At 68.8% G+C, this 13,142-nt stretch carries 11 protein-coding genes; 8 read left to right on the plus strand and 3 right to left on the minus strand.

Annotation, left to right across the window (positions count from 1 at the left end; genetic code table 11):
• Position 1: 1 nt before the first annotated feature.
• Together BM013_RS23830 and BM013_RS23835 are read left to right on the plus strand one after the other, a co-directional pair.
• Complete coding sequence (locus BM013_RS23830) at positions 2 to 706, plus strand: GntR family transcriptional regulator (RefSeq protein WP_093130126.1); 705 nt, start codon at positions 2 to 4, stop codon at positions 704 to 706.
• Positions 707 to 867: 161 nt separating this feature from the next.
• Positions 868 to 2,010 carry an AI-2E family transporter gene (locus BM013_RS23835; RefSeq protein ID WP_093130127.1) on the plus strand — a complete coding sequence of 381 codons (1,143 nt, stop codon included), beginning with the start codon at positions 868 to 870 and terminating at the stop codon, positions 2,008 to 2,010.
• Between the two features lie 33 nt (positions 2,011 to 2,043).
• Here BM013_RS23835 and BM013_RS23840 read toward each other — a convergent pair whose 3' ends face one another.
• Complete coding sequence (locus tag BM013_RS23840) at positions 2,044 to 2,892, minus strand: DMT family transporter (protein WP_256221663.1); 849 nt, start codon at positions 2,890 to 2,892, stop codon at positions 2,044 to 2,046.
• A gap of 213 nt (positions 2,893 to 3,105) precedes the next feature.
• Between BM013_RS23840 and BM013_RS23845 the strand changes: the two genes are divergently transcribed.
• Positions 3,106 to 3,972 (plus strand): LysR family transcriptional regulator, encoded by an 867-nt coding sequence (locus tag BM013_RS23845; RefSeq protein ID WP_093130129.1) that lies wholly within the window; start codon positions 3,106 to 3,108, stop codon positions 3,970 to 3,972.
• A gap of 71 nt (positions 3,973 to 4,043) precedes the next feature.
• Here the strand turns inward: BM013_RS23845 and BM013_RS23850 are convergent, their stop codons facing one another.
• Positions 4,044 to 4,946 carry a LysR family transcriptional regulator gene (locus tag BM013_RS23850; RefSeq protein WP_093130130.1) on the minus strand — a complete coding sequence of 301 codons (903 nt, stop codon included), beginning with the start codon at positions 4,944 to 4,946 and terminating at the stop codon, positions 4,044 to 4,046.
• A 111-nt stretch (positions 4,947 to 5,057) separates the two neighbouring features.
• On the opposite strand from BM013_RS23850, the gene gcl reads away from it, so the two are divergent.
• From gcl to BM013_RS23865, 3 genes are read left to right on the plus strand one after another with little or no spacing between them, the layout of a single operon-like run.
• On the plus strand, positions 5,058 to 6,851 hold the full coding sequence (gene gcl, locus BM013_RS23855; RefSeq protein ID WP_093130131.1) for a glyoxylate carboligase: 1,794 nt from the start codon (positions 5,058 to 5,060) through the stop codon (positions 6,849 to 6,851).
• Between the two features lie 17 nt (positions 6,852 to 6,868).
• Positions 6,869 to 7,654 (plus strand): hydroxypyruvate isomerase, encoded by a 786-nt coding sequence (hyi, locus tag BM013_RS23860; protein ID WP_093130132.1) that lies wholly within the window; start codon positions 6,869 to 6,871, stop codon positions 7,652 to 7,654.
• A 23-nt stretch (positions 7,655 to 7,677) separates the two neighbouring features.
• Positions 7,678 to 8,586 carry a 2-hydroxy-3-oxopropionate reductase gene (locus BM013_RS23865; protein WP_093130133.1) on the plus strand — a complete coding sequence of 303 codons (909 nt, stop codon included), beginning with the start codon at positions 7,678 to 7,680 and terminating at the stop codon, positions 8,584 to 8,586.
• Positions 8,587 to 8,598: 12 nt separating this feature from the next.
• Here BM013_RS23865 and BM013_RS23870 read toward each other — a convergent pair whose 3' ends face one another.
• Complete coding sequence (locus tag BM013_RS23870) at positions 8,599 to 9,936, minus strand: NAD(P)/FAD-dependent oxidoreductase (protein WP_093130334.1); 1,338 nt, start codon at positions 9,934 to 9,936, stop codon at positions 8,599 to 8,601.
• Between the two features lie 217 nt (positions 9,937 to 10,153).
• Here BM013_RS23870 and BM013_RS23875 point away from each other — a divergent pair, with 217 nt between their 5' ends.
• Complete coding sequence (locus BM013_RS23875; RefSeq protein WP_093130134.1) at positions 10,154 to 12,454, plus strand: NADP-dependent malic enzyme; 2,301 nt, start codon at positions 10,154 to 10,156, stop codon at positions 12,452 to 12,454.
• 212 nt (positions 12,455 to 12,666) lie between these two features.
• Positions 12,667 to 13,134: a type III secretion system chaperone gene (locus BM013_RS23880; protein WP_177225550.1), complete on the plus strand. Its 468-nt coding sequence runs from the start codon at positions 12,667 to 12,669 to the stop codon at positions 13,132 to 13,134.
• Positions 13,135 to 13,142 lie beyond the last annotated feature (8 nt).

Raw genomic sequence — 13,142 nt, forward strand, 5'->3', positions numbered from 1 at the left:
CATGCCCGCCGACGTCAGCCCCACCGCCATTGCAGAACGCGTCGTCGAGGCCATCCTCGCGCAGAAGCTCGCGCCGGGCGAGCGGCTCGGCGAGCAGGCACTGGCCGAGAACTTCTCGGTGAGCCGCACCATGGTGCGCGAGGCGCTCATGCAGCTGCAGGCGCGCGGCTTCGTCGAGGTGCAGTCGCGCCGCGGCTGGTATGTGGTGGAGCCGTCGGCCGAGGAGGCGCGCGACGCGTTCTCGGCGCGGCGCATCGTCGAGGCCGGCATCCTGGCCGCGAGCGAGGGCCGCCCGCTGGCCAAGGTGATCCGCAAGCTGCGCGACCACATCGCCGACGAGCAGCGCGCCATCGAAGGCGCCGACGCGGCCACGCGCGCCTTCCTGCTGGCCGACTTCCATGTGTGCCTGGCCGAGCAGATGGGCCACCAGCTGCTGGTCGACGTGCTGCGCGACCTCACGGCGCGCACCACGCTGGCGGCCACGCTGTACCAGTCGAAGCACGAGGCCGGGCAGTCGTGCGCGGAGCACGGCGCGATCGTCGCGGCGCTCGAGGCTGGCGACACCGAGCAGGCGCGCCAGCTGATGCTGGCGCACATCGGCAACGTGGAGCGCGCGCTCGAGGTCGACGCCGCCGCCGAGCCCGACGCGCCGAGCCGGCTGCGTGCCACGCTGGCACCGGTGGCGCTGCCGCGAGCCAAGCGCTGAAGCTGTGAAATAATTCCGGACTTCGCTATCTATTTCATAGCGCACTACGCAACTGCGGTGCGCGTATCGGGCGAATTCCCTGCGGGAACCTGCCGCGCCGCACAAGGGCGCACCGGCTGACACAGGCGCGGGTTCCGGCTCGGCTACAGTCCGAGACACTTATGAACTCCCCCCAACTCCAGCGCGGCGTGTTCCTCGCCCTTCTCGCCGTCGTGACCGGCGCCTTCCTCTGGGTGCTGATGCCGTTCTTCGGCGCGGTGCTCTGGGGCGTGGCGCTGGCGATCCTGTTCACGCCGCTGTACAAATGGCTGCTGCGCAAGATGCGCGGCAAGCCCAACGCGGCCGCGCTTTCCACGCTGGCCATCTGCCTGTTCATCGTGATCCTGCCGTTGGCCATGGTCGGCGTGTCGCTGGTGCAGGAGGTGGCGCTGGTCACGCAGAACATCCGCTCGGGCCAGATCAACTTCGCGGCCTACTTCCAGCAGATCCTGGACGCGGCGCCGCAATGGCTGCTGAACCTGGTGGAGCGCTTCAACCTGGGCGACATGGCGGCCTGGCAGGCGCGCATCTCGGCGGCCGCCGGGCAGGCCAGCCAGATCATCGCGAGCCAGGCGCTGGCCATCGGCCAGAACACCTTCGACTTCATCGTCAGCTTCTTCGTGATGCTGTACCTGCTGTACTTCCTGGTGCGCGACGGCGCGGACCTTTCCAAGAAAGTGCGCGACGCGTTGCCGCTGGCCAAGCCGCACACGCACTACCTGCTGAACAAGTTCACCACCGTGATCCGCGCCACCGTGAAGGGCAACGTGGCCGTGGCCATCGCGCAGGGCACGCTGGGCGGACTGGCGTTCTGGTTCCTGGGCGTGCAGGGCGCGCTGCTGTGGGCGGTGCTCATGGCCTTCCTGTCGCTGCTGCCGGCCGTGGGCGCGGCGCTGATCTGGGGGCCGGTGGCCATCTACTTCCTGGCCACGGGGCACCTGTGGCAGGGCGGCGTGCTGATCTTCGTGGGCGTGTTCGTGATCGGCCTGGTCGACAACATCCTGCGCCCGCTGCTGGTGGGCAAGGACACGCAGATGCCCGACTACGTGGTGCTGATGTCGACCATCGGCGGCATGGCGATCTTCGGCATCAACGGCTTCGTGATCGGGCCGGTGATCGCGGCGCTGTTCATGGCGGCGTGGAGCCTGTTCGCCGACTCGGGCCACGTGGGCAACGGGCACGAGGCCATCGATCCGCCGAAAACCCCCGAAGCGGCCGACCCGTCCGTGCAGGCCGCGCGCGAAGAGAAGAAGAAGCAGGGCTGAAGCGAAGCGCCGGGGCTGCCGCGCCCCGCGCTTTCAGCGGCGGCGCAGCGCCACCAGCCCGATGCCCGCGAGCACCAGCACGCTGCCCGCGACGAACGGCAGCTCGATGGGCTCGCCCAGCAGGCCGACGCCCAGCACCACCCCGAACAGCGGCGTGAGAAACGAGAACACGCCCAGCCGCGACGCCAGGTAGCGGCGCAGCAGCCAGAACCACGTCAGGAAGCTGGCGAACGACACCACCAGGCTCTGGAACCCCAGGTGCGCCCAGACGGCCGCCGAGGGCTCGAAGTGCCACTGCCCCATGAGTGCCGCGGCCGGCAGCAGCAGGCCGAAGGCGCCCAGCAGCTGGTAGAGCAGCGTCTCGGTGGCGGGCGCCGCGGCAAGGCTGGAGCAGCGGATCGTCACCGTCGTCGCGCCCCAGGCCACGCCGCCCAGCAGCGCCAGTCCGTCGCCCAGCAGCGCGCGGCCGCTCGCGTCGGCGGAACCCGCATCGCTTCCCAGAAAAGCCACCGCGATTCCCGCGAACGCCAGCGCGATGCCGCCGATCTGCCGCGCGCCCATGCGCTCGGCCGGCAGCCGCACATGCAGCCCCAGCGCGGCGAAGATGGGTGCGGTGTAGAGAAACACGACCACGTGCGACGCGCCCGTGAGGCGCAGCGCCTCGGCCACCAGCAGGTACTCCAGCGCGAACAGCGCACCGACGGCCGCGCCGGGCTTCCAGCGGGCGGCGTGCGGGCGCTCGCCGCGGTGCCACATCAGCGCCGCCAGCAGCACCAGCGCGATGCCCGAGCGCAGCGCCACCATCAGCATCGGGCTGGCCTGCCCGGCAATGGCCTTCAGCGAGATCTGCTGCAGGCTCCAGGCGAGGCACAGCAGCGTCATGACGCCGATGGCGCGGCCGTCGAGCGGGCCGGGCGCGGCCGGCTGGCGCGAGAGCGGCAAGGCGCCGGCAAGGGCCGCACGGGCCGCGGGAGCCGCGGGAGCCGCCGTCACGGCGCGCAGGGAAGTCGTCGAGTTCATCGGCCCGACTGTGCCGCCCGCCGTGCAAACCGAAAAGCGCATAATTTTGAACACAACCATCCGCTTTTCGAATACATGAGAGACCTGCAGATCGACTGGCTCAAGAGCTTCGTTGCGGCGGTCGATGCCGGCACGCTCTCCGGCGCGGCCACCGAGGTGCATCGCTCCCAGTCGGCGATGAGCATGCAGCTCAAGAAGCTGGAGTCGGCCGCGGGTTGCCGGCTGCTGGTGCGCGGCGCGCGGCAGCTGGAGCTCACGCATGAAGGCCAGACGCTGCTGGGCTACGCGCGCCGCGTGCTCGACCTGCATGCCGAGGCGCAGGCCGCGCTGCAGGGCGAAAGCGTCTCGGGCCTGGTGCGGCTCGGCGTGCCCGACGACTACGCGAGCAAGTACCTCACGCCCGTGCTCAAGCGCTTCGCGCCGCGCCATGGCGGCGTCGAGATCCAGCTCGACTGCGAGCAGTCGACCTCGCTGATTCCGCGCGTGGCGCGCGGCGAACTCGACCTGGCGCTGGTCTCGCGCGACCATGTGCGGCGCGGCACGCTGCTGTTCCACGAGCCGATGGTGTGGGTCGGCTCCACGCAGTTCGACGTGTGGAGCCGCAACCCGCTGCCCATTGCCGTCTACGAGGAAGCCAGCCTGGGCCGGCGCAGCGCCGTCCAATCATTGGCATTGCAGGGCCGCCCCTACAAGGTGGTCTACAACAGCTCCAGCCTGGCCGGGCAGATCGCGGCGGTGGAAAGCGGGCTGGCCGTGGCGGCGCTCACGCAGTGCAGCGCGCCCGCGCACCTGCAGGTGCTGGGCGCGGCGCACGACCTCGGCCCGCTCGAGCCGATGCAGGTCGCGCTGTACCGCAGCAGCGCCTCGCGCGGCTCCAAGGCGGTCGACAGCCTGCACCACATGCTGCTGCAGACCTTGCGCCACGCGGGGCGCCAGGGCTGATCGCGCGCTTCTGGCGGGACGCCAGGGCCCATCGCACGCCTCAGGCGGGACGCCAGGGCCCATCGCACCCCTCAGGCGGCCCACCACCCCTCGTCGAAACGCCCCTGCAGGAACGCGACGAAGCCCGACACCTTGCCCGGCACCAGCTTGGGCGACGGGAACACGGCGTGGATCTCCTGCTCGGGCAGCGCATGGTCGCCGAGCACTTCGCGCACCTTGCCCGCGGCCAGCGAGTCGCTGGCCACGTAGCGCGGCATCAGCGCAATGCCCAGCCCGTCGCGCGCCGCGGCCAGCACGGCCGACAGGTTGTTCGAGCGGAAGCGCCCCGACACCGGCACCGTGACCGCGTCGCCCTTGGGCGTGTGCATGCGCCAGAACTCGTCGCCCACCACGCTGCTGTAGATGAGCGCCACGTGCGCGCTCAGGTCCTGCGCGCGCCGGGGCGTGCCGTGCTTCTTCAGGTACGCGGGCGAGGCCACCATGACCCACGGGTTGGCGCCGAGGTAGCGCGCGCCCAGTGACGAATCGGCCAGCTTGCCCATGCGGATGGCCACGTCCACGCCCTGCGCGATGAGGTCGACGTAGCGGTCCTCGAAGCTCAGGTCGAGCTGCACCTGCGGGTGCCGGCGCATGTACTCGAGCGCCAGCGGCACCACCACGCGCCGCCCGAACGCCACCGACGTGCCCACGCGCAACAGGCCCTGCGCCTGGTTCTGGCGCAGCTGCACGATGCTCTCGGCCTCCTCGGCCTCGCGCACGATGGTCTTGCACTTCTCGTAGTACAGCGCGCCGGGCTCGGTGAGGCTCACGCCGCGCGTGTTGCGGTTGAGCAGGCGCACCTTCAGCCGCGCCTCGGTGGCCGCGACCTGCTTGGTCACGGTGGGTTGCGTGGTGTTGAACTCGCGCGCCGCCTTCGAGAAGCTTCCGGTCTCGACCACGCGCACGAACATTTCCATTGCCAACAGTCTGTCCATGGCCCGCATCGTAGTCACTTATTCCGCCATGGAATAGGTTTTATGGTCCGCAGCCGTCTTCTTCGAACGCGCCCCGCTTCCTACAGTGGGAGCACCTCAAGGAGACATTCAATGGCAAAGATGACAGCGATCCAGGCCGCGGTGCTGGTGATGGAAAAAGAAGGCGTGACGCAGGCCTTCGGCGTGCCGGGCGCGGCGATCAACCCGCTGTATTCCGCGCTGCGCCAGCGCGGCAGCATCGCGCACATCCTGGCGCGCCACGTCGAGGGCGCCTCGCACATGGCCGAGGGCTACACCCGTGCCGTGGCCGGCAACATCGGCGTGTGCATCGGCACCTCGGGCCCGGCGGGCACCGACATGATCACGGGCCTGTACTCGGCCTGGGCCGACTCCATTCCCATCCTGTGCATCACCGGCCAGGCGCCGCGCGCGCGGCTGTACAAGGAAGACTTCCAGGCGGTGGACATCGAGTCGATCTCCAAGCCCGTCACCAAGTGGTCGGTCACGGTGCGCGAGCCCGGCCAGGTGCCGCAGGTGTTCCAGCAGGCCTTTCACCTGATGCGCTCGGGCCGCCCCGGCCCGGTGCTGGTCGACCTGCCCTTCGACGTGCAGATGGCGCAGATCGAGTTCGACATCGACAGCTACGAGCCGCTCGTGCCCTACAAGCCGGCCGCCACGCGCGCCCAGGCCGAGAAGGCCATCGCCATGCTCAACGCGGCCGAGCGGCCGCTGATCGTGGCCGGCGGCGGCGTCATCAACGCCGATGCGGCCGACCTGCTGGTGCGCTTTGCCGAAGCCACCGGCGTGCCGGTGATTCCCACGCTGATGGCCTGGGGCGCCATTGCCGACGACCACCCGCTCATGGCCGGCATGTGCGGCCTGCAGACCAGCCACCGCTACGGCAACGCGACCATGCTGGCGAGCGACTTCGTGCTGGGCATCGGCAACCGCTGGGCCAACCGCCACACGGGCTCGGTCGAGGTCTACACCAAGGGCCGCACCTTCGTGCACGTGGACATCGAGCCCACGCAGATCGGCCGCGTGTTCACGCCCGACTTCGGCATCGTGTCGGACGCCAGGGCCGCGCTGCAGCTGTTCGTCGAAGTGGCCGAGGAGATGAAGGCCGCGGGCAAGCTGCCCAGCCGCGCGCAGTGGGCCGGCGAATGCCGCGACCGCAAGAAGACCATGCTGCGCAAGACCAACTTCGCCGACGTGCCGATGAAGCCGCAGCGCGTGTACCAGTGCATGAACAACCACCTGGACCGCGACACCTGCTACGTGAGCACCATCGGCCTGTCGCAGATCGCGGCGGCGCAGTTCCTGCACGTGTACAACCCGCGCCACTGGATCAACTGCGGCCAGGCCGGCCCGCTGGGCTGGACCATTCCCGCCGCGCTGGGCGTGCGCGCGGCCGACCCCACGCGCAAGATCGTCGCGCTCTCGGGCGACTACGACTTCCAGTTCATGATCGAAGAGCTGGCCGTGGGCGCGCAGTTCAAGCTGCCGTACATCCACATCGTGGTCAACAACTCCTACCTCGGGCTGATCCGCCAGGCGCAGCGCGGCTTCGAGATGGACTACTGCGTGCAGCTCGCGTTCGACAACATCAACGCGGCGCCCGACGCGGGCATCGAGAGCAGCTACGGCGTGGACCACATGAAGGTGGTCGAGGGCCTGGGCTGCAAGGCGATCCGCGTGCGCAAGCAGGAAGAGATGGCGCCCGCCATTGCGCGCGCCGAGGCGCTGATGGCCGAGTTCCAGGTGCCGGTGGTGATCGAGGTGATGCTGGAGCGCGTGACCAACATCGCGATGGGCACCGAGATCGACGCCATCAACGAATTCGAGCCGCTGGCCGAGAGCGCCGCCGACGCGCCCACCGCGCTGGCCGTGGCGATGCTCGACTGAGACCCCGAAGGAAACACATGCCCAAGTTCGCAGCCAACCTCACGATGCTCTTCACCGAGCTGCCCTTCATGCAACGCTTCGAAGCCGCCGCCAAGGCGGGCTTCAAGGGCGTGGAGTACCTGTTCCCCTACGCCTTCGAGAAGAAGGAACTGGCCGCCGCCCTGCGCGCCAACGGCCTGCAGCAGGTGCTGCACAACCTGCCCGCCGGCGACTGGGACAAGGGCGAGCGCGGCATCGCCTGCCACCCCGAGCGCACGGGCGAGTTCGCCGAAGGCATCGGCATGGCGATCGACTACGCCACGGCGCTGGGCTGTCCGCAGGTCAACTGCCTGATCGGCAAGGTGCCCGAAGGCGCCGATGCGCAGGCGGTGAAGCGCACCGTGACGGGCAACCTGCGCCTGGCCGCGCGCGAGCTCGAGGCGGCGGGCCTGCGCCTGCTGATCGAGCCCATCAACACCTTCGACATTCCGGGCTTCTTTCTCACGCGCACCGACCAGGCACTGGCACTGGTCGACGAGGTGGGCTCGGCCAACCTGCGCGTGCAGTACGACATCTACCACGCGCAACGCATGGAAGGCGAGCTGGGCAACACGCTCGGCAAGCACCTGCCGCGCATCGGCCACATCCAGCTGGCCGACAACCCGGGCCGCGGCGAGCCGGGCACGGGCGAGATCAATTACCCGTGGCTGTTCCAGCACATCGATGCGCTGGGCTACGACGGCTGGATCGGCTGCGAATACAAGCCCCGCGCCACCACGGTGGAAGGCCTCGGCTGGCGCGAAGCCCTCACGCAAAAGCAATGAACGTTGAACAAGGACACAGAGACATGGCAACCCAGCAAAAAATCGGATTCATCGGCCTCGGCATCATGGGCGCGCCCATGGCGGGCCACCTGCTCGACGCGGGCCACCAGCTGTTCGTGAACACGCACGGCAACACGCCCGAGCCCTTCGTGTCGAAGGCCACCATCTGCGCCTCGGCGGCCGAGGTGACGCGGCAGGCCGACATCGTCTTCATCATGGTGCCCGACACGCCCGACGTCGAGAAAGTGCTCTTCGGCGCGCCCGGCTCCGAAGGCGTGGCCGCCGGCCTGAAGGGCTCCAGCGGCAAGGTGGTGGTCGACTGCAGCTCGATCGACCCGATTGCCACGAAGGACTTCGCGCGCCGCATCACCGCGCTGGGCGCCGGCTACATCGACGCGCCGGTCTCCGGCGGCGAGGTGGGCGCCAAGGCCGCGAGCCTCACGATCATGTGCGGCGGCGACGAAGGCACCTTCGAGCGCGTGAAGCCGCTGCTCGACAGGATGGGCAAGAACGTGACGCTGGTGGGCGGCGCGGGCGACGGCCAGGTCTGCAAGGTGGCCAACCAGATCATCGTGGCGCTGAACATCGCGGCGGTGAGCGAGGCGCTGGTGTTCGCCTCCAAGGCCGGCGCCGATCCGGCCAAGGTGCGCCAGGCGCTGATGGGCGGCTTCGCGAGCTCGCGCATCCTCGAGGTGCACGGCGAACGCATGATCAAGCGCACCTTCGCGCCGGGCTTTCGCATCTCGCTGCACCAGAAGGACCTGAACCTGGCGATGCAGAGCGCGCGCACGCTGGGCGTGGCGCTGCCGCAGACGGCCAACGCGGCGCAGTTGATGAACGCCTGCGCGGCGCTGGGCTACGGCCAGCTGGACCACTCGGCGCTGGTCAAGGCGCTCGAAGCGCTGGCCCAGCACACGGTCAGCCCGGACTGACCCCCAGGCCGTTCAGGTCTTCGCCGCCGCCTCGAGGGATTCCTTGAGGTTGCGGCGGCGCCATGCCCAGGTCTTCACGGCCTGCGGCAGGATGCCCAGGCAGGAGACGTAGTACGTCACCTTGAAGCCCCAGAAGCGCGGCGCGATGGGCGTGTCGCGGAACAGGTCGCCGGCCAGGATGGACAGCAGCGCCTCCTGCATGCGCCAGACGTTGCGCGGCGCCATGAACAGGCGGCGAATGGCCGGCGAGGTGATGCGGTAGATGAACCACGAGAACATCTTCGGCCCGTGCTTCATCACCTTCTCGTAGTGGCGGAAGGCCTTCTCGGCTTCCTTCATGTCGCCCTTGAGCCAGTGGTCGGCCGCGGTGGCGGCCTCGAAGCCGCTGTTCATCGCCAGGTACACGCCCGAGGAGAACATCGGGTCGACGAAGGCGTAGGCGTCCCCGACCATCATGAAACGGTCGCCGCGGCAGAACGCGGAGTCGTAGGCGTAGTTGCCGGTGGAGGTGGCGCCTTCCATCAGCGTGGCGTTCTTCAGGCGCGCGGCCAGCTTGGGCGCCAGCGCGATGGTCTCCATCAGGAACTCTTCGAGCGAGCCCTTGCGGTTCTTGAAGTAGGCCGGCGAGGCCACCGCGCCGACGCTCACGGTGCCGTCTTTCAGCGGGATGTACCAGAACCAGCCATGGTCGAACCAGAACAGCGAAATGTTGCCCTCGAAGCGGCCCGGACGGCGCTCGGCATTCTCGAAATGGCCGAACAGCGCCGCGCTGGCGTGCTTGCGGTTGCGGCGCTTGGCGTCGAACTGGTTCGACAGCAGCGTGTCGCGCCCGCTGGCGTCGATCACGAAGCGCGGGCGCCAGGTGGTCTCGGTGCCGTCGTCGGCCTTCACCTTGAGCAGCGGGCGCTTGTCGGCGCTCTTGTCGGCGTCCATGTCCACGCCCGTGACGCGCTGCCCCTCGAAGGTGCGCGCGCCGCGCTTGCCGGCGTGGCGGAACAGCAGCTCGTCGAATTCCGAGCGGCGCACGTGCACCGCGTACGGAAAGCTCTTGTCCATGGCCTCGCCGAAGTCGAAGTGGCTGGTGTGGTCGTGCCAGGGCGAGACGAACTCCGCGCCGTGCTTCTTGATGCCGATGGCCTCGACCTCGCTGCGCACGCCCAGGCGGTCGAACAGCGGCATGTTCATCGGCAGCAGCGACTCGCCGATGTGAAAGCGCGGATGCTGCGCCTTCTCGATCAGCACCACGTCGTGCCCCTTGTCCGCCAGCAGCGCGGCCACCGTGGAGCCCGAAGGGCCTCCGCCGATGACCACGACGTCGGGGTCGGTGGTGGTGAAAGGTCCGTGACTCATGCCGCTCATGCGCTGCCCCTCCGCTGTCGTTCTGTGATGTGGTTGACGTGTGGCTTTGTTAACCTTGTTTGACTATGGTTAACAGCCGCGGAGTTTAGCGAACCGGCGCCCTGCCCCACCAAAGTGATGAGGTCAGGCGTTTTCGGCATTTCCCCTGCGAGAACAACCCGCGCTTTTGCGGTAGCCTCGTTGCCCGTCTGGAAAAAAGGAGACTTTCATGGCTGCACCCCTTTCCCCCGCAGAAGAAGCACTTCGCGAGGCAGCGCGCGAATACCACCGCTCGCCCGTCAAGGGCAAGATCTCGGTCACCCCGACCAAGCCCCTGCTGAACCAGCGCGACCTGTCGCTGGCCTATTCGCCGGGCGTGGCCTATCCCTGCCTGGACATCGAGGCCGACCCGTCGCTGGCCAACGAATACACGGCGCGCGGCAACCTGGTGGGTGTCATCACCAACGGCACGGCCGTGCTGGGCCTGGGCAACATCGGCCCGCTGGCCGCCAAGCCGGTGATGGAAGGCAAGGGCTGCCTGTTCAAGAAATTCGCCGGCATCGATGTGTTCGACATCGAGCTGGCCGAGAACGACCCCGACAAGCTGGTCGACATCATCGCGGCGCTGGAGCCCACGCTGGGCGGCATCAACCTGGAAGACATCAAGGCGCCCGAGTGCTTCTACATCGAGAAGAAGCTGCGCGAGCGCATGAACATCCCGGTGTTCCATGACGACCAGCACGGCACGGCCATCATCTCGGCCGCCGCGCTGCTCAACGGCCTGGAGCTGGTGGGCAAGAAGATCGAGGACGTGAAGATCGCCGTGTCGGGCGCCGGCGCCGCCGCCATCGCCTGCCTGGACGTGATGGTCGGCCTGGGCGCCAAGCCCGCCAACATCTACGCCTGCGACTCCAAGGGCCTGATCTACATGGGCCGCGCAGGCGGTTTCGACGAGTCCAAGGCCCGCTACGCCCAGAAAGACACCGGCGCCCGCACCCTGGCCGACGTGGTGAAGGACGCCGATGTGTTCCTGGGCTGCTCGGCCCCCGGCGTGATGACGGCCGAGATGGTCAAGACCATGGGCACGCAGCCCATCATCCTGGCGCTGGCCAACCCCGAGCCCGAGATCCGCCCCGAGCTGGCCAAGGCCGTGCGGCCCGACTGCATCATCGCCACCGGCCGTTCGGACTACCCGAACCAGGTCAACAACGTGCTGTGCTTCCCGTACATCTTCCGCGGCGCGCTCGATTGCGGCGCCACCAAGATCACGGAAGAGATGAAGCTGGCCTGCGTGCGCGAGATCGCCGACCTGACCAAGGCCGACATCAGCGAAGAGGTGGCCACCGCCTACGCCGGCCAGGAGCTGGCCTTCGGCCCCGACTACATCATTCCGAAGCCCTTCGACTCGCGCCTGATCCTGCGCATCGCGCCGGCGGTGGCCGCCGCCGCGGCAGCCTCCGGCGTGGCGACGCGCCCCATCGAGGACATGGAGGCCTACCGCCAGCACCTGACGCGCTTCGTCTACCAGACCGGCATGTTCATGCGCCCGGTGTTCAGCGCCGCCAAGATCGCCACCGCCAAGCGCGTGGCCTACGCGGAAGGCGAAGACGAGCGCGTGCTGCGCGCGGCCCAGTGGGCGGTCGACGAAGGCCTGGCCCGCCCGATCCTGGTGGGCCGCCCCGCCGTGATCGAGGCGCGCATCCAGAAAGCCGGCCTGCACATCCGCACGGGCACCGACTTCGAGATCGTCAACCCCGAGGACGATCCGCGCTTTCGCACCTACTGGGAGAGCTTCCACAAGATCATGGGCCGCCGCGGCGTGACGCCGGAAGCCGCCAAGACCATGGTGCGCCGCTCGAACACCACCATTGCCGCGCTGATGCTGCAACTGGGCGACGCCGACGCGATGATCTGCGGTCTGGTCGGGCGCTTCGACGTGCACCTGGAGCACATCCGCAACCTGATCGGCCTGAAGCGCGGCGCCCCGGGCTTCGCGACGCTCAACGCGCTCACGCTCGAGAAGCGCACGGTCTTCATCACCGACACCAACGTGAACGAAGACCCGAGCGCCGAACTGCTGGCCAGCATCGCGGTGATGGCGGCCGAGGAAGTGCGCCGCTTCGGCCTGCCGCCCAAGGTGGCCTTCCTCTCGCACTCGAACTACGGCACGTCGAGCCGCGCCTCGGCGCGCAAGATGCGGCTGGCGCGCGATCTGTTCGCGCAGATGGCGCCCGACATCGAATGCGACGGCGAGATGCACGGCGACTCGGCGCTGTCCGAGGAAGTGCGCCGCACCGCCCTGCCGGAAACCACGCTCAGCGGCGAAGCCAACCTGCTGGTGTGCCCGAACCTCGACTCGGCCCACATCCTCTACAACGTGCTGAAGATGACGGGCGCGAACGGCATCACCGTGGGCCCGATCCTGCTCGGTGGCGCGGGCTCGGCGCATGTGCTGACGCCTTCGTCGACCGTGCGCCGGATCGTGAACATGACCGCGCTGGCCGTGGCCAAGGTGACGGTCGACAAGTAAGGCCGGGCCCGGCTGCTGCCGCCCTCGCCCGGATGGCGGCGCGACGGCCGAGCGTTCTTTCTTTCTGTCCGCGCGCGGCGCCACCCGCATGCGCAGCCAGGCTGCCCTGGCACATGAGGCCGAAGGTTCTAGCCCCGATTTTTCGAGTGTGGCAAATGGAACCGGCGCCCCCGCGCGGTTACTCACCGGCTCCTGCAGCAACGGAGCCTGACGTGATTCATCCGCATTTCGAAACCGTCCTCGCGGCCCTTCGCGCCGCCGTCGGCCTGCCCGACCTCCAGCCCGATGCCGACGGCACCTGCCAATTGGTGATCGACGACAAGCTGGTCGTGAACATCGGCTGGTCGGAGCCCTCCTCGCAGGTCGTCTTCTTCGCGCCGGTGGGCTCGCTGCAGGAAGCGGTGGACCGTGCCGGTGCGCTGGCCGCGCTGTTGCGCGCCAATCTCTTCTGGGAGCAGACCGGCGGCGCGACGCTGTCGCTCGCACAGGACGGCCACACGGTCGTTCTGGCCTACCAGGCACCGGGCAGCCAGTTGGCGCAGGAAGACGTGCCGGCGCTGCTGGGCTGGATGATCGACCTCGCGGGCGATTGGCAGTCGCGCGTCGAAGAACTGGCGCGCGCGGCCGAGGCGCACGCCGCGCCAGGCGGCGTGGGGCCACAGGGCCTGATCTACGGCTGAGGTCGCAC

The sequence above is a fragment of the Variovorax sp. OK605 genome (assembly GCF_900115445.1).
GTDB lineage: Bacteria > Pseudomonadota > Gammaproteobacteria > Burkholderiales > Burkholderiaceae_C > Variovorax.